16 protein-coding genes are annotated in these 16,034 nt (G+C 38.9%); 6 read left to right on the forward strand and 10 right to left on the reverse strand.

The annotated features are described in order from the left end of the window. The 3 genes from BVH04_RS11500 to BVH04_RS11510 form a co-directional block, all read right to left on the reverse strand. Entirely contained in the window at positions 1–1,710 is a 1,710-nt protein-coding gene (locus BVH04_RS11500; protein ID WP_086541614.1) for a peptidase domain-containing ABC transporter, read from the reverse strand. Further along, positions 1,703–2,380 (reverse strand): TetR/AcrR family transcriptional regulator, encoded by a 678-nt coding sequence (locus tag BVH04_RS11505; protein WP_086541615.1) that lies wholly within the window; start codon positions 2,378–2,380, stop codon positions 1,703–1,705. The genes BVH04_RS11500 and BVH04_RS11505 overlap by 8 nt, the downstream gene beginning before the upstream one ends. A gap of 128 nt (positions 2,381–2,508) precedes the next feature. Next, a complete protein-coding gene (locus BVH04_RS11510) occupies positions 2,509–2,889 on the reverse strand; it encodes a DoxX family protein (protein ID WP_086541616.1) in 381 nt (126 codons plus the stop codon). Between the two features lie 89 nt (positions 2,890–2,978). On the opposite strand from BVH04_RS11510, the gene BVH04_RS11515 reads away from it, so the two are divergent. Beyond that, positions 2,979–4,514 (forward strand): BCCT family transporter, encoded by a 1,536-nt coding sequence (locus BVH04_RS11515; protein ID WP_086541617.1) that lies wholly within the window; start codon positions 2,979–2,981, stop codon positions 4,512–4,514. Here BVH04_RS11515 and BVH04_RS11520 read toward each other — a convergent pair. From BVH04_RS11520 to BVH04_RS11530, 3 genes are all read right to left on the reverse strand, one after another. Further along, positions 4,511–4,885: a DUF983 domain-containing protein gene (locus BVH04_RS11520; protein WP_086541618.1), complete on the reverse strand. Its 375-nt coding sequence runs from the start codon at positions 4,883–4,885 to the stop codon at positions 4,511–4,513. The genes BVH04_RS11515 and BVH04_RS11520 overlap by 4 nt on opposite strands. 83 nt (positions 4,886–4,968) lie before the next feature. Continuing rightward, positions 4,969–5,175 (reverse strand): hypothetical protein, encoded by a 207-nt coding sequence (locus BVH04_RS11525; RefSeq protein ID WP_086541619.1) that lies wholly within the window; start codon positions 5,173–5,175, stop codon positions 4,969–4,971. Position 5,176: 1 nt separating this feature from the next. Then, positions 5,177–5,695: a DUF4920 domain-containing protein gene (locus tag BVH04_RS11530; RefSeq protein WP_086541620.1), complete on the reverse strand. Its 519-nt coding sequence runs from the start codon at positions 5,693–5,695 to the stop codon at positions 5,177–5,179. 224 nt (positions 5,696–5,919) lie between these two features. Here BVH04_RS11530 and serA point away from each other — a divergent pair, with 224 nt between their 5' ends. Further along, complete coding sequence (gene serA, locus BVH04_RS11535; RefSeq protein WP_086541621.1) at positions 5,920–7,812, forward strand: phosphoglycerate dehydrogenase; 1,893 nt, start codon at positions 5,920–5,922, stop codon at positions 7,810–7,812. A 71-nt stretch (positions 7,813–7,883) separates the two neighbouring features. On the opposite strand, the gene BVH04_RS11540 is transcribed toward serA, so the two are convergent. Beyond that, entirely contained in the window at positions 7,884–8,330 is a 447-nt protein-coding gene (locus tag BVH04_RS11540) for a DinB family protein (RefSeq protein ID WP_086541622.1), read from the reverse strand. Positions 8,331–8,720: 390 nt separating this feature from the next. Next, positions 8,721–10,115 carry a DEAD/DEAH box helicase gene (locus BVH04_RS11550; RefSeq protein WP_086541624.1) on the reverse strand — a complete coding sequence of 465 codons (1,395 nt, stop codon included), beginning with the start codon at positions 10,113–10,115 and terminating at the stop codon, positions 8,721–8,723. A gap of 202 nt (positions 10,116–10,317) precedes the next feature. Between BVH04_RS11550 and BVH04_RS11555 the strand changes: the two genes are divergently transcribed. The 4 genes from BVH04_RS11555 (at position 10,318) to BVH04_RS11570 (ending at position 14,666) form a co-directional block, all read left to right on the forward strand. After that, a complete protein-coding gene (locus BVH04_RS11555) occupies positions 10,318–11,385 on the forward strand; it encodes a carboxypeptidase-like regulatory domain-containing protein (protein ID WP_086541625.1) in 1,068 nt (355 codons plus the stop codon). A 16-nt stretch (positions 11,386–11,401) separates the two neighbouring features. Then, positions 11,402–13,270 carry a gamma-glutamyltransferase family protein gene (locus BVH04_RS11560; protein WP_086541635.1) on the forward strand — a complete coding sequence of 623 codons (1,869 nt, stop codon included), beginning with the start codon at positions 11,402–11,404 and terminating at the stop codon, positions 13,268–13,270. Between the two features lie 220 nt (positions 13,271–13,490). After that, entirely contained in the window at positions 13,491–14,153 is a 663-nt protein-coding gene (locus BVH04_RS11565) for an SGNH/GDSL hydrolase family protein (RefSeq protein WP_086541626.1), read from the forward strand. A gap of 21 nt (positions 14,154–14,174) precedes the next feature. Then, positions 14,175–14,666, forward strand: a complete 492-nt coding sequence (locus BVH04_RS11570; RefSeq protein WP_086541627.1) for a GyrI-like domain-containing protein — start codon at positions 14,175–14,177, stop codon at positions 14,664–14,666. 144 nt (positions 14,667–14,810) lie between these two features. On the opposite strand, the gene BVH04_RS11575 is transcribed toward BVH04_RS11570, so the two are convergent. Continuing rightward, complete coding sequence (locus BVH04_RS11575) at positions 14,811–15,155, reverse strand: hypothetical protein (protein ID WP_086541628.1); 345 nt, start codon at positions 15,153–15,155, stop codon at positions 14,811–14,813. A gap of 159 nt (positions 15,156–15,314) precedes the next feature. Next, on the reverse strand, positions 15,315–15,659 hold the full coding sequence (locus BVH04_RS11580; protein WP_086541629.1) for a hypothetical protein: 345 nt from the start codon (positions 15,657–15,659) through the stop codon (positions 15,315–15,317). Positions 15,660–16,034 lie beyond the last annotated feature (375 nt).

Here is a 16,034-nt window from a genome sequence, read left to right on the forward strand (position 1 = left end):
CTAAGAGTTAAGAGTTAAAAAATTTTGATATCCCAATTGATTCCCTTGGTAGATAAGATGGCCATCGTCCATCACGATTACCTGACTTGCTTGCTTGATCACCTGCTCATCTTGAGTGACCATCAAGAGCGTCCAATTACCTCCAAACAAGTATGCCATAACCCGTAGTTTTACCTCCTTATCTATATGCTGAAGGCCATTTTCCAATATCAATGCTTGCGGATCTCCTACAAATCCTCTTGCAAGGATAATCGCTTGAGCTAATTTTCTAGAAAGTCCTCTGCCTTCAGGGAGAAGCATTGTTTCCAAGTCATCGGGGAGTTGGTAAATAAATTCTTTTAAACCCACCAATTCGATGAGAAACTCCATTTGATTAGGATCTATATCACGTCCTACTAAAATATTTTCTGCTATAGTCCCATGGAAAATCTGCTGCAATTCTAAACAGTCACCTACCACACTTCTATATTTATCCAAATTGATCATCTCCAACGATAGATCATTAACTTTTACTTTACCCTGATAGCTTTCGTAAAGACCAGATAGCAATGCAAGAATAGCACTTTTGCCACTTCCGCTTTTACCGGTAATCACTACTTTTGAACCAGGTTCGACAGTAAGAGTAACTCCTTTCAAAATGGGTTTGCTTACATCTCTTGGCTGAAAGATGACATTTTCCATAGCCAATTTAATTCCTGTGGACTGAGTAGTAATGTCTTTTTCGGCTTCATTATGTCCTTCAAGTTCCATATCCATGACCTGCCCTAGTTTTTCTGAGGCCACAAGTGTATCATAAACCGTCTCTAGCGAGATAATCAATTTCTCCACCGCATTGACCACCATGATGATTATTACCTCAGCAGCAACGAATTGACCTATACTTATTTGTTCATTTATCAACAATAAACTTCCTGCTATCAAAAGGCTAGTCACAATAAGTACCTTGAATCCTATGAGCACTTTGTATTGAAATATCAATACAGAAAAGTGATCTATTCTGAACTCGACATAGCGCTTCAGAAGCTTGTCCACTCTTAGAATTGGCAACTTAGAATCTCCTCCGATAAGCTTAAATGTGTTGAGTGTCCTGCCGATTTCTTCCAACCAATAGGCCGTCTCATACTTGTAGGTTGACTCTTTCATCGCGGTGGACATACCTTTTGCACTCGTGAAATAAAATATCACAATTAAGATGAGAACAAGAACTATCCCAAATAGAATAAACGTCGCATGATAAAATGATAACAAAATCAGCCCAAAAACCACCTGAATCAATGCTGTGGAATAATCCACCAAGATTTTGGATACGCCCTTTTGAAGATTAATTGTATCGAAAAATCTATTGACAATCTCGGGTGCATACTTGCCGTGGAAAAGCTCAGATTTTATCTTAGGCAGTCTATATGCCATAGATAACCCTGATTTGGCAAAAATTCTTTGCTGTAGTTTCTCTGTGATTTGCAACTGAGAAACCTGTAGAAAACCACCGAAAGCTATACCTGCGGCTACTATGAGCACCAAGATCACCCAGGAAGTAGTAATCCTTCCACCAAGGACGAAATTCAAAATAGCCTGAATCCCCAATGGAAGTGACAGAGCTACCAATCCATTCAGAATGGCATAAAAGTAGATCGAATAAACTTGATCCTTTTCCTCTTTCAGAAGATTGAAAAATCGCTTTATGGGAGTAATTGTCTTAATATTATTCATTTGAAATCGCCTTTATAATTAAATCTTCAAAAAAGAGCAGACGGTTTTCCGAGTCTAATGATTGCTCAGTCATGTCTGGTAGATGCTTTGCATTAAACGCATGAAGTAAACTGGACTCCATAATTGTAAATGCCAAGGTTTTTGGATAAAGATATGATGGGTTTATTTCAAATATCAATTCAGAAATTCGCTCACCGAAATTATAAACTTGCGCGAAAATCCCGCTTTCATGCTCCACATCTACTGTTTTCGTCAAGTATCCTTTGAGCGATTCGTTGACTACTATATTTCGCAAATCTTCAGGATTTATATGAACATTTCTTGTAAAAACCGGCCCATTGACCATGAGCTTCATTGCAATGGACAAGCGAGCTTTGCTACTTTCTAGATTTGCAGTAGCATACACATAATTTACTTCCATCCATGCCCAATACCAAGCAGTAAGGTAAAGCAATAACATGTGCTTATTCTCAAAGTATCGGTAAACTGCCGCTTCAGTCACTCCAATATTGACGGCAAGTTTCTTAAATGTGAAATGCTCCATTCCCAAATTCCGTATAAGTACAGCGCCTTCTTGCACTATGGAACTACCCAATTCTGAGCTAAAAGGCTCCTTCAGATAAAGGTTATCATGCACCTCCATTTTCATATTATTCAATAAGTTCTCCATAGAAAAGTCTTGTAACTATGGTAGAAACGATCATTTGATGAAAAAGTTAACAAATCTTTCAAATAGTTAGTATTACTAACAAACAAATTTTTTTCAATAGAATAGGCTATTACAGATAAAATTTAGAATTAAATTTTACGCGTGTACAGGTATGCCCAAGCAAGTAATAGTGGATGAATCACAATCAACCTAAACCATCCTGTCCACACAGGCAAACAAATACTGTTGTCTAGGCATGAATCAACTTGTATGAAATAAATATGCACGGGAAGAAAAGCAATTAGCATAGCAATAATACCCCAAGCAGACCAATAACGAGTGGCACGAAAATGAAGTCCAAATCCCAAAACGATTTCGGCAATTCCTGCTAAAATATTCATTAATTCGTGTGCTGGAATATAAGGAGGAATCAGAGGCAAGTAAGAATCAGGTCGAAAGAAATGATTCAATCCAGCCAACATATATAATGTGGCCATCAGATGTAAAGAAAAGCGAAGGAGTTTATTCATAACTTATAAGCTATCAAAATTAACCCGATATCGAAAAGTAACTTGGTAAGATTTTCAGGCTTTCGCAAAATCAGGTATCTTAATTTCCAATGACTCGCAAATCACGTTTTTTTCAATTCAATATCCGTCCCTGGGTCTTCTGGCCTCCATTTATACTTTTAATACTCGCTGTATTGAGTAGTATTCTGTTTCCTGATTCATTTATTGATATCGTCAGAAATATTCAGCAAAGCATTCTTACCAACTTCTCAATTGGTTTTAGCTGGCTTTCCTTTGCGATGACCTTGTTGGCAATCGCGGTCTTCTTTTCTCCTTTGGGTAATTATAAAATCGGAGGTAAATCAGCCGTACCCAGATTGAATAGAATAAGTTGGTTTGCTATCGTCCTTTGTACTACCATCGCTGTTGGAATCTTGTTTTGGGGAAGTGCTGAGCCGCTCTCCCACTTTCTTTTTCCTCCCGGCTTCAGAGATTTTGACCCTAATTCAGAAGAAGCTCGGTCATTTGCGTTGGGAGCTTTATACTTCCATTGGGGATTTACGCCTTATGCGATCTACGCTGTCCCCGCCTTAGTATTTGCATTGATGTATTATTCCGGAAAAAGCCGGTTTAGCTTAGGGATAATGCTGAGGCCAATGATTGGCACTTCACCTCATAGATTCTGGGAAACGGGATTGGATATGTTCAGTCTTTTCGCTTTGGTGACTGGAATGGCTGCAGCACTTGGCGCAGGAATACTAAGTCTCTCAGGTGGATTTCTTGCCTTTTTCCCTGATCTAAATCCCACTTTACTTACTGGAATGATTACGCTGGCGATCTTGATTACATTCATTATCTCAGCCTCTACAGGTATTGAAAAAGGAATAAAAAACCTGTCACTTTTCAATCTGGGATTCTTTTTCTTGATCGCTATTCTCTTTGTGATTTTAGGAGAAAGAGGGAAAATACTAGATTCCATTCTAACCGGCTTTAGCCTATACTTCTCAAATTTCACTGACCTGAGCTTACAATTGAGTGGAGCGGGAAATACCTGGACTTACGATTGGTCAACGTTCAATTTTGCCATGTGGATGGCGTGGGCGCCGATGACAGCTTTATTTCTGGGAAAAATAGCTGTGGGCAGAACCGTTAGAGAGTTTTTATTAATGAACTGGTTTTTACCTGCGTCGTTTTGCTTGATTTGGATGGGAATTTTTGGAGGAACTACGCTGGATTTTGCTGCGGTGAATACTCAGGATTACAAAGATTTATATGAGAACTCAGGCCCAGAATCTGTCATTTATAGGGTTTTTGACGATATGGGGTATTTCAAAGTATTTGCGCAGCTCTTCATTCTAGGCATATTCATTTCCTACGTCACTGCTGCAGATTCAAGCACAGATGCCTTGGCAAGTATCAGCATGAAAAAGCAGAAAGGTGATCCATTTGAGTCTGACACCAACCTTAAAGTCATTTGGGGCGTGCTGATAGGATTTCTCTCTTGGGTGATGATAACTTATTCAGGAATTGACGGAGTGCGGATTCTATCTGTGATAGGCGGATTACCAGCTTTATTTTTCCTTCTTCTTGTTTCAGTATGTCTTCTGATGATCCTTATTTCTCCAAAAAAATACCTGAGGCATTAATACCCTCGATATTTCAATTTGCCTAGGTTGTAAAGGTAAAGCACTTTTGAATAACGAAGCATCAATGGCAGCAAAATCGCATTTAACACAACAACTGTAGTAAGGTACATCCAAAGCTCAGGTCTGACCATCAGCACATTCAACACCACCAAGGTAGCAATTACCAGAGCTACTGAGAAGGCGTAACTGATGTACATCGCACCGTAAAAAAAATCTGGTTCTGCATGAAAATTGGCACCGCAAACGGAGCAAGACTTGTTGACATCGGACAATTTACGGTAGCTATTAACTGGCACAGAAAACAAATCACCTTCGTGACACTGAGGACATTTCGCCCCTAGAATAGCTTTTACTGTACTTTTATTGCTCATGATTTATTTAATGGAAAATTGATTTCTACGATTTATAAATCTTAGAAAGACGTTGGTATGGAAGAATTTATATAGTCTGATTTCTATCGAAAGATCTCATCGATATCGTAATCCTTTCCTATGCCCCATTGAAGTAATTCCTCAATGGTATAGAATTCAAGGGTATCAAGATCCTTTACTTTGAAATTGGCACCTCGTAACCGAGCTACAATCTCAACCTGTCTGATTTCGCCCATGTTGATCAATTGATACTTTCTGCCTACACGCAGGTTATCGAGCGCTATCGGCATATTAGGCTTTACTTTTAATCACCACACCAACTGCCTCAAAGGTGATCTCCCGCTTTGGTTCAGTGATTTTCTCCAGGTCTTCTTTGCTCATACCACCGTCTTCAGCATAATGTCTCAGTGTTTCCACATCTGTCTCTGTCAACACAGCTACGCCTTCCAAAATAACAGGATATCCTTGGGAAGTCGTCGGTACAAAAAATCCATAATCTTTAAATGTCACTCGCATGCTCTCTCCATTGGGAAGATCCATAGTAAGCCAGCAACCTTTTTTAGTACATACTTCTTTAATCTCACCAGAAATTTTCCCTTCAAAATCCCCTTCCTTTTCCACCACCAAGATCATTTCTGCCGGTGAAACTACCCCTAACACATCTAGGTCAGCGCCATAGTTTCCAGGAATTGAAGCGGTAGAAGTTACCTCAGTTTGTATTTCTTCGGTTACTGTTTCGGACTTCTGATTTTGGCAGGCTGTGCTGATCACAATACCAAACGCGAGTATGACTAAATGCGAGTTTTTCATAACGTACAGGAATTTAAGCCCAAAAATACGTTTTAGAATCGGAGAGAAAAAGAAAAGCATGAATGTTTGGCAAACTTATACTAATTCGGAATTCCTGCCTATTTGCCGTATTTATTACGAAAAAATTGATTGAGAAAAAGATTTGAAACAATTTTTTCAATAAATCTTCAATTTTTTTAACAATCCTGTAATTTTACAGTCGAATTAACCTATTAACCCTTCACATGCCTCACCCTACAAAGTTTATTATTGATTTTGACAGTACGTTTACTCAAGTTGAAGCTCTGGATATTTTGGGCGAAATCAGTCTTCTCAATGATCCAGATCGGGAAGTAAAACTCAAAGCCATCAAGGATATAACTGATAAAGGAATGGAAGGTAATGTCACCTTTCGGGACAGTTTGATCCAGCGAATCGATATTCTCAAAGCCAGCAAGTCCCAAATAGCGGATTTGATCATTGTTTTGAAGCAAAAAGTTTCTAAATCCTTTGAGCGAAACAAAGAATTTCTGCAGGACAATTCGGCAAACATTTTCATCGTATCCAATGGTTTCAAGGATTTCATTATTCCTATTGTTGCGGATTACGGAATTCATCATGACAATGTATTCGCAAATGAATTTGTCTATGATGAATCCGATAATATCGTAGATTTCAATCATGACAATCCCCTTTCGCAGAATAATGGCAAAGCAGAAACCATCAAAAAAATCAATCTTGAAGGTGAAATCTATGTAATCGGTGATGGTTACACTGATTATGAAATCAAGAAATCAGGCTTAGCCAATAAGTTTTATGCATTTACTGAAAATGTAAACCGTCCTAAAGTAACCAAAGAGGCCGATCATATCGCGCCAAGTTTAGATGAAATTTTATACGTCAATAATTTGAACACGAAATTCTCTTACCCAAAAAGCAGAATCAAGGTATTGCTCCTTGAAAATGTCCACCAAATCGGTGTCGATTTACTCAATGAAGAAGGATACGAAGTAGAAGTCGTAAGCTCGGCCATGTCCGAAGATGAACTCTGTGAGAAAATCAAAACTGTCTCTATTCTAGGGATTCGCTCTAAGACCAACGTCACCAAGAAAGTATTGGAGAATGCGAATCGACTGATCGCTGTAGGAGCCTTTTGTATCGGTACAAATCAGATCGATCTGGAAGCTTGTCAGGAAAAAGGCATCGCAGTTTTCAACGCCCCTTTCAGCAATACCCGATCTGTGGTGGAAATGGCAATCGCTGAGATCATCTTCCTGATGAGAAACTTTGTAGATAAAACTGCTTCCATGCATGAGAGCAAGTGGGACAAATCTGCTTCGGGAAGTTTCGAGATCAGAGGCAAAAAACTCGGTATCGTAGGTTACGGAAATATAGGTGCACAGCTTTCCGTTCTTGCAGAAGGAATGGGCTTGAATGTTTTCTATTATGATGTGATTGAAAAGCTAGCGCTGGGCAATGCTACAAAGGTTAATTCCCTGGATGAATTGATGAGTACATGCGATATCATTTCACTTCATGTGGATGGTAGAAAAGAAAACGAACATGTCATCAATAGAGAAAAAATCGAATTGATGAAGCCTGGCTCCTATTTGCTGAATCTCAGCCGCGGCCATGTGGTGGAAATCCCAGCACTGCGAGATGCGATCCTTTCTGGAAGATTAGCCGGATGTGCAGTCGATGTATTCCCAGAAGAGCCAAAAAATAACAAAGAGCCATTTGTGTCTGAATTGATTGGTCTTCCAAATACAATTTTGACTCCTCATATCGGCGGCAGCACCTTGGAAGCACAAGAGAACATAGCACGATTTGTTCCTGGCAAAATCATGGAATACATCAACACCGGTAATACCTATAACTCTGTAAACTTCCCGAACATCCAGTTGCCTTTCTTGCAGAAAGCTCATCGGCTTATTCATATTCACATGAATGAACCCGGTGTTTTGGCAAAAATCAACCAGATCTTAGCCAACTTCGAAATCAACATCGTAGGGCAATATCTGAAGACCAACGAGAAAATCGGCTACGTGATCACAGATATCGATAAAGCCTATTCCAATGAAGCAATAAATGCCTTGAAGCATATTCCGGGCACTATTCGCTTCAGAGTTCTTTATTAAAAAAATAAGATTCTAGCTCAACGGAAAAGTCCCGCTAACACGGGACTTTTTTGTTGCTTATGGCTATTCTCTTATTTATCCAAAAGTCTTCTGTGATAGTTGATTTGACCTAAGTGATAGCTGAAATGTCCATATAGGTGAATCAGGAAATAACTGTGGGTCATCTTTGCTCCAAATACTTCCAGAGGGTAATCTCGCTCAAGCATTATTTCATCCAAGCCTTCCAGGCTTGCAGTTACTACATCCTGCAGCTTTTCTATCAGTTCTATCAGTTCAGATTTAGGAACGTTTTTTCCGGCAAATTCAAATTCTCTATCTCTTCTGTAGTCAAATCCTCCTATTTCTTTGCCTACAAAATGGGACATGTTTCCCACCAAATGAAGGCATAGATTCCCAGCCGAATTGGTGATGTTGTGATCTACTTTCCACAAATTCTCTTCAGTGGAATATGCGCCGATTTCAAGTTTTAATCTCTCAGTATCCCGCTCAAAAAGTCTTATAAATTCCTTAAGTACCATTGTTCTCTAGTGTTTTGAAACCTTCAAGTAGGCTTTAGCCATCTTTTAATAACATTGATTCTGAGCATAGCTCGAACCATCATAGCATTCAGCAAATTTTGTAAATATTTGTTTTGTCAAACTTTAGAGCTCATGTCTTAAGTCCAATTTCGCCAACTATGACAAGCAGATTCTTCATCTGAAAGTTTTTGACAGGGACTTCTGCTTCACTTTCAAAATACCCCGAGGAGGAGAATTTATGACCGTTTTTTCCGATAAGCTCATGTAAAAATGATACGAATAAGCTTAGTGTTTTATGCCTTATATAATGCATTGCAAAAAATCTTTAAAAATAAAAAGTACTTCAATTTAATTGAAGTACTTCAAATTAGCAATGGCATTATTGATCAATTACTCTGGATCAATGGCATTTTTTCGAACTCCAAATTTGCCCGGTTTCACTTCCTTTGGCTCAGTAGTAAACTTAGGCTCAGCTGACTTTTTCGCTTCAACTGGCCTACTGTGCCCCTCTTTTTGATTTTCTGTGCGGGAATTCTCTCTTTTTGGAAAAGGTTTTCTTTTATCTACAGACCCGGATTTCTTGTTTTTATTGAATCCTGATTTTTTATTTGAACCATAGTCAGCCTTACCTTTCGTTGCAGTTCCAGTATAGGTAGGACCGGTTTCAAATCCTTCGGGAAGTGGGTTTTGTGTGATTTTCATCCCAATCAGCTTTTCTATATTATCAAACTTGTACTGATCTTTAGGATTTACGAAAGTAATCGCTTCACCTTTTGCATCTGCACGGGCAGTACGGCCTACCCTGTGGACATAATCTTCCGGGTCAGATGGCGTATCATAATTGATAATCAATTCTATCCCCACTACATCTATACCCCGAGAAATTATATCTGTACCAATGAGAATTTTTACTGATTTATTTTTGAAGGCAGACATAATTTTCTCTCGCTCGATTTGCTCCAAGTCTGAGTGAAAAGCCTCTATATCAAAATGCTTTTTTAGCACTTTGAAGAGTGATTTAACTTTATCCTTGGTCGAAGCAAAAATAATCACTGCTTCGTATGCTTTCTGAGAAAGGATATTTTTGACTAATTCTTCTTTCTGCGTATCATACACAGAATACATAGCTTGAGTTACTCCATCAGCTGTTTTACCCATAGCAATGGATATTTCAGCAGGATTATTCAAAAACTTCATACTAAACTGCCTGATTTTAGGAGGCATGGTAGCAGAGAAAAGGACAGTTTGCCGATCCTTGGGAAGGTAATTGACGATCTTCAGAATGTCATCTGAAAATCCCATATCCATCATCCGATCTGCTTCATCAAGAATCAAATGTTCAAGTGTAGTAAGATCGATTTTTCCGCCAGCTAGCAATGCTATAAGACGCCCAGGTGTGGCTACTATAATCTCAGCACCAGTTTCTAGCGCCTTCTTTTGCTGCTCCCAGACGATACCATCTCCTCCTCCATAAATTGGAATAGAACTTATCCCCAAGAAATAGGCAAAACCCTGAATTTGTTGATCGATCTGAATAGCAAGTTCACGAGTCGGCGCCAGAATAAGTGTATTCAAGGTACTAGATCCGTTCTTGCTTATTTTATTAAGAATAGGAAGTATAAATGCTGCGGTCTTACCAGTTCCAGTCTGGGCACAAGCGATAAGATCCCTATTTTCCATGATGACCGGAATGGCCTTTTCCTGGATTGGGGTTGGTTTTTCGAAACCCATAGCGTCCAGACCTTCCTGAAGCGAGGTTTCGAAATTAAATGATGAGAATTCCAAAATGTGTTGTGTGAAGTATTATCAAAAGGAGACGTTAACTTTTACGTCTCCCCAAATATAGTTCCTAATTGCACAGAAACACAAATAGTTGGGCTCTTGAAAGTAGGAAAATCATATTCAAATCAATTTGAAAGAGTTCTAGTTAGTTACAATCCATCATTTACGCTATCTTTCATTCGAATCGAAATAGCACCTCATTATCATGCGGAGAAATCAAAAAAACCTACTTTTCAGCTCCCTCTTCTTACTTTTTTCACTCTCGCCGATATGCCTAGTAGCGCAGACTTTGGATATCAAAGGTAGAATACTAGATTCCGATTCTCAGGAATATCTAGATGGAGCAAATGTTACATTAAAGGGTACGGCTTTTGGCAATATTACTACTGGCGGTGGATACTTTAAATTTAGTAATGTAACTGAGGGAGAATACACGTTGATCATAAATCTGCAAGGATTCAATAGGTATGAACAAGTTATTGACTTGAAAAAAGAGTTGGATTTAGGTAAAATTTATCTGGTAAAATTTAAAGCAGGTGGAACAGGAGCCGCACTTCAGCACTCAATAAGAGCAACAAATATTATTAACCTTTTGAACGAACGTCCAAATCTGGCTGGGGGAAATATGATCTATGGAATTGCCCCGCAACCAACCCAAGTAGAAGGTGACAATTACCTAGACGTAAAATGGAATACAGCTAACATTCTCCTATACAAGGATCAAAAAATTTTAGAAGGGTTTAGAATTCGATATAACATTACTTCAAATTTATTTGAGCTCATTTCCCCGGGAGCTACCCAAGCAACTGTAATGCCTGGAGTGAGAATTCAAAATTTGGTCTGGGTAGATTCTGCATACATGGTTCCCAGATATTTTGTGAATGGAATGGATTTTCTAGATGAAGGAACTCCTATTTCAGGATTTTTTGAGGTGTTAGTAGATGGCGAACTTCCATTAATGAGAAGAACTATGGCGATTTTCAAAGAATCCAATTACAATGCAGCATTGATGGTAGGGAACAGAAATCATCAAATCATTAAAAGAAACATCTACTATTATCTTCAAGGGAAAAATGTGATTGAAGTACCTTCCAACCGAAAAAAGCTTTTTGCGATTTTTGGGGATAAAGCAGAAGAAATGAAAGAATTTGCGAATATAAATGAGCTTTCTATCCAAGATCCCAACACATTTTTTCAGATGTTCACCTATTACAATGCTAAATTTCCTGACTTCAAACCTATTGTAAACCAGTTAATTGAAAAAGCCAATTAACCCATCCACTCTTTCGATGAAAAAAATTTATTTGATTGCTTTTTTACTCTTCAGTTGGAATCTACACGGACAAGGTCTCCCCGGCTTAGGTGCCGGAACTACTCCCAATAATAAACCAATTCTACATGGGAAAAATTGGGTAGCAATTACTGGAAAGCCACTTGGAGCTACTGCTGGAGCTGCTATTTTCCATCAGGGCGGAAATGCGGTAGATGCGGCTTGTGCAATGATCGCAGCCACTTCTACTATGTGGGACGTACTCTCTTGGGGAGGAGAAACTCAAGCTTTAATCTATAATCCCCACACAAAAAAAGTTATTGCAATCAATGCATTGGGCTATGCCCCTAGTGGTGCCACAGTAGCGTTTTTCAAATCTCAAGAGATGGATTATCCTCCTCAATATGGTCCATTGGCAGCAACAACTCCAGGAACTCCCGGTGGCATCATGACCATGCTCGCAGAATATGGAACCATGAGCCTAGAGCAAATACTCAAGCCTTCGATGGAACTTGCTAAGGGTTATCCTATAGAAGCGCAAACTGCCAATGCTATGGAAGCTCAAAAAAAACGAATTAAGGAGTGGCCTTATTCCACAAAAATCTTCCTACCTCATTTGGGAGAAGAAAGAGAAGCACCAGTTGCAGGTGAAATTTTTGTGCAGGATGATTTATTTCAAACACTATCCAAGCTGGTAGAAGCTGAACGAAACGCTTTGCAGGAAGGGAAATCAAGAGAAGAAGCAATCTACGCTGCTTATGACAGATTCTATAAAGGCGATATAGCCAAAGAAATCGTCAGAGGAACACAAGAGCAAGGCGGACTTTTTACAGAAGCTGACCTAGCCAATTGGAAGGTGAAAATCGAGGAACCATTACATGTCAATTACAAGGGAATTGATGTTTACAAATTACAAGAGTGGACCCAAGGCCCTGCCCTACTACAATCTTTGAATATTTTGGAGAATTTTGACCTTAAAGCCATGGGCTACAACTCAGCCAATTACATTCATACAGTATATCAAGCCATGAATTTGGCTTTTGCAGACCGAGATTTTTACTATGGTGATCCGGCTTATGTCGATTCTCCTATGAAAGGTTTGCTTTCCAAAGAATATGCGAAAGAGCGGGCTAAACTGATCGGAGAGTTGAATGATCCAAAAATCACAGCTGGGGATCCCTATCCATTCCAAGGAGGTTCCAATCCATACTTGGACATTCTCAAAAAAAATCACGCTGCAGTGGCATCTCTTTCACCAGATCAAATCAATAGTACCTTGGATGAGCAATTTCTTTCAGACTTCCAAAGCGGCACCACTTCAGTGGAAACAGCAGATGCTGAAGGCTGGGTAGTTTCTGTTACTCCCAGCGGCGGCTGGATTCCCGCGGTAGTCGCAGGTAACACGGGTGTGGGATTATCACAGCGTATGCAAAGTTTCGTCCTAGATGAAAATCTGAGTCCCTTTAATCTTCCTGAACCGGGAAAAAGACCAAGAGTAACCCTCACTCCTAGCCTGGCTTTGAAAGATGGAAAGCCTCTTCTCGCATTTGCAGTGCAGGGCGGCGATTCACAGGATCAGAATCTCTTGCAGCTTTTCTTAAATATTGTAGAATTCGATATGGATGTGCAAGAAGGAACCGAGGCTCCAAATTTCAATTCTTATCAAATGCAAAGTTCATTTGGCGATCATCAAATGAGACCGGGAGCAATTGTCCTTAGAGAAGATACACCGGACTGGATCAGCAAAGAGCTAGTAAAGAGAGGCTATAGTTTAGAGTTTTGGAACAAGACTTCCGGTCCAATCAATGCGATTTGGTTTGACTGGAAACACGGCACTTTCTGGGGAGGATCCAGTGATTATGGCGATGATTATGGAATTGCCTGGTAAGACATTTTCATCCTAACTAATCTTTTTAAATTGTCAACCATCTACCTAAGTAAAGTGGAGCAATCTGTTCATTTGAGGAAATTACCTTTCAGGAAACATTATTCCGAAGCTTTTTTGGAATAACTTGATTAATCTGCATATCAAGTTCTAGTGTCTCTGCAAGAATTAAGTGTTTTCAAAGTGCCATTGGGAAAGACGACGCGCTTAATTATCTTGAAGGATGAATAAAACCATTTTAGGAGCGACGTTATTGTTTTTAGTTTTCTTGACTGCTTTTAGCTCAAGGCAACCCAACATATTGATCATTGGAGATTCCATTTCCATAGGCTACACTCCTTTTGTAAAGGATCATTTTCAGGGGAAAGCAATGATTGCGCATAATCCTGGTAATGCGCAACATACTGGCACAGGCTTAAAGAAAATCGATGAATGGCTTGGTGATGAGGAGTGGGATATCGTTCAATTCAACTGGGGTTTGTGGGATTTGGTTTACAGAAATCCTGATTCAAAAGCATACGGGAATCGGGATAAAGTGAATGGCATCGTGACCTATACCGTGGACGAATATGCCAAAAACCTTGACTCTCTGGTGACTTATATGAAGTCAAAGACCGATGCGAAATTAATCTTTGTGACCACTTCTTATGTGCCAAGCGAAGAAGCTGGTAGGTTCACTTCTGATGTGAAAAAATTCAATAAAGCGGCAAAAGCAATTATGAAAAAGCACGATGTTGAGATAAATGACATCTATAGAAAGTCAGTCAAAATACACAGGGAATATGGACTAGGCTCAGATGATGTGCATTATTCTAAAGAAGGATATGAAAAGCTAAGCCTCGTGATAAATAGCTTTCTCGAAAAAGAAATAAACGAAATTCAATAACCAGCTAAGAAATCAAATTCGATGAATCCAAGTATCAAAACTCTTCCAGATACGAAACTCATAGGAATGCGAATTCAAATGAATTTTATTGCCAATAAAACTCAAGCTCTTTGGCAAAAATTTATGCCACGAAGAAAAGAGATCGAGGGTAGCGTTTTTGATGAATTGTATTCAGTAGAAATCTATTCGAATTTATCCTACTTCGAAAGCTTCAATCCTGCATCTGAATTTGAAAAATGGGCGGCTGTGAAGGTGGAAGACTTTGAAATTATCCCAGAGGAAATGGAAAAACTGTTCATTCCAGCTGGACTCTATGCTGTATTTCCATTTAAAGGATTGGATAGCGACGCTCCCAAAATGTATCAGTATATCATTGAAAGCTGGATTCCTGAATCAATTTACGAGTTGGATCATCGGCCTCATTTTGCACTGATGGGAGACAACTATAAAAACAACGACCCAGATTCTGAGGAAGAATTTTGGGTTCCAATCAAACACAAAAGCGATGACTAGAAGTGTTTTCTGTTAGGGCTTTTTTTCCAACCTTAAGAAAAAAGCACCCATGATTAAGTCCTGGGCGCTTTTTTATGCTTTAGCTCACTTAGGGATTTCACCATTTATATACACCTTTTTGTAAAATCCGCATTACCACGTTTTTTAGAGCGATTCCTTAAACCCCAAGGCTATCATTTTACCTTTTTGATTTGTGGGAACTGTCACATTTATCCGTCTTCCAGTTGTGCAAAAACATGCAAAGCAAACCTGTTGGAAACCATCATTGGTTATCGAAGTAACTTTTGCATTTCTTATTCCTTCCTCCTTCAGATAATTTTCAACAGCTTGTTGGATTTCTTCATTTGAGTTGTTGGAATTTGAATTCCATGGATCAGCACAGCCAGTTTGATCCCAGTAGAATTCTAAATGGTTTAGCGGTATATTATCCTCTTGACAACTTTGAAGAAAAAAGAAAAGTAGAAGCGAAAGGGTCAAATAATATTTCATAAAAGATCTTTTTTGGAAAGACGATAAAACCAACCAAGTCGCTACAATTCAGCCTGATTTACCTGAATAGCTTCTCTGATAGCTTATAGGTAATCAAATAAACAGGCCTAGATTTTACCGTTTTTCGCTTACCTTTTTGAGAATCAATACAAACAAATTTCATTGGGATTCCTTAAACCCCAAGTCAATCATTTTACCTTTTTGATTTTTAGGAACTGTCAAATAAATCCGAGTTCCATTTGTGCAAAAACATGCTTCGCAATCTAGTTGGATACCCTCATTGGTTATCGAAGTAACTTTGGCACCCCTTACTCCTTTATCACTCAGATAATCCTCAATGGCTTGCTGAGTTTCTTCATTAGAGTTGTTAGAATTAGTATTCCATGGATCAGCACAGCCAGTTTGATCCCAGTAGAATTCTAAATGGTTTAGCGGTATATTCTCCTCTTGACAACTCTGAAGAAAAAGGAAAAGTAGAAGCGAAAGGGTCCAATAATATTTCATAAAAGATCTTTTTTGTAAGACGATAAAATAAGGCCTGATGCTACAGTTAGATCATCTGTCATACATGAGACTCATTATAAATCCCCCATGTCTACTTTGCCAATCTTCAGATTGCAAAAACAATCTTGAATTCAAGGGGGAGTTTCCTAACCTCAGTCAACCTGAGGAGCCCTAAAAATACATAATTTATAACCGAGCCCTCTGCGTTATCCTCTGTGATCGCTGTGGTTTAAAAAAAAATGCCCGAAATTCTAATTTCAGGCACTATAGTATTTCCCATTAATTTTGATTTTTGTGATTATACGGAATCTTGCCAGTAGAAAATTTATAGGATCAAAAATTCAAAGATACCTTGAATTCTGGTTTACTTCGGTC

The organism is Algoriphagus antarcticus, assembly GCF_002150685.1.
Taxonomy (GTDB): Bacteria; Bacteroidota; Bacteroidia; order Cytophagales; family Cyclobacteriaceae; genus Algoriphagus; species Algoriphagus antarcticus.

Bases quoted from the DNA above. Each gene is read 5' to 3' on its own strand.
- BVH04_RS11525 (WP_086541619.1), bottom strand. From the start codon at position 5,175: ATGCCGATAGCGCTCGATAACCTGCGTGTAGGCAGAAAGTATCAATTG.
- BVH04_RS11530 (WP_086541620.1), bottom strand. From the start codon at position 5,695: ATGAAAAACTCGCATTTAGTCATACTCGCGTTTGGTATTGTGATCAGC.
- BVH04_RS11500 (WP_086541614.1), bottom strand. From the start codon at position 1,710: ATGAATAATATTAAGACAATTACTCCCATAAAGCGATTTTTCAATCTT.
- BVH04_RS11505 (WP_086541615.1), bottom strand. From the start codon at position 2,380: ATGGAGAACTTATTGAATAATATGAAAATGGAGGTGCATGATAACCTT.
- BVH04_RS11555 (WP_086541625.1), top strand. From the start codon at position 10,318: ATGCGGAGAAATCAAAAAAACCTACTTTTCAGCTCCCTCTTCTTACTT.
- BVH04_RS11580 (WP_086541629.1), bottom strand. From the start codon at position 15,659: ATGAAATATTATTGGACCCTTTCGCTTCTACTTTTCCTTTTTCTTCAG.
- BVH04_RS11540 (WP_086541622.1), bottom strand. From the start codon at position 8,330: ATGGTACTTAAGGAATTTATAAGACTTTTTGAGCGGGATACTGAGAGA.
- BVH04_RS11515 (WP_086541617.1), top strand. From the start codon at position 2,979: ATGACTCGCAAATCACGTTTTTTTCAATTCAATATCCGTCCCTGGGTC.
- BVH04_RS11510 (WP_086541616.1), bottom strand. From the start codon at position 2,889: ATGAATAAACTCCTTCGCTTTTCTTTACATCTGATGGCCACATTATAT.
- BVH04_RS11575 (WP_086541628.1), bottom strand. From the start codon at position 15,155: ATGAAATATTATTTGACCCTTTCGCTTCTACTTTTCTTTTTTCTTCAA.
- BVH04_RS11560 (WP_086541635.1), top strand. From the start codon at position 11,402: ATGAAAAAAATTTATTTGATTGCTTTTTTACTCTTCAGTTGGAATCTA.
- BVH04_RS11570 (WP_086541627.1), top strand. From the start codon at position 14,175: ATGAATCCAAGTATCAAAACTCTTCCAGATACGAAACTCATAGGAATG.
- serA (WP_086541621.1), top strand. From the start codon at position 5,920: ATGCCTCACCCTACAAAGTTTATTATTGATTTTGACAGTACGTTTACT.
- BVH04_RS11565 (WP_086541626.1), top strand. From the start codon at position 13,491: ATGAATAAAACCATTTTAGGAGCGACGTTATTGTTTTTAGTTTTCTTG.
- BVH04_RS11520 (WP_086541618.1), bottom strand. From the start codon at position 4,885: ATGAGCAATAAAAGTACAGTAAAAGCTATTCTAGGGGCGAAATGTCCT.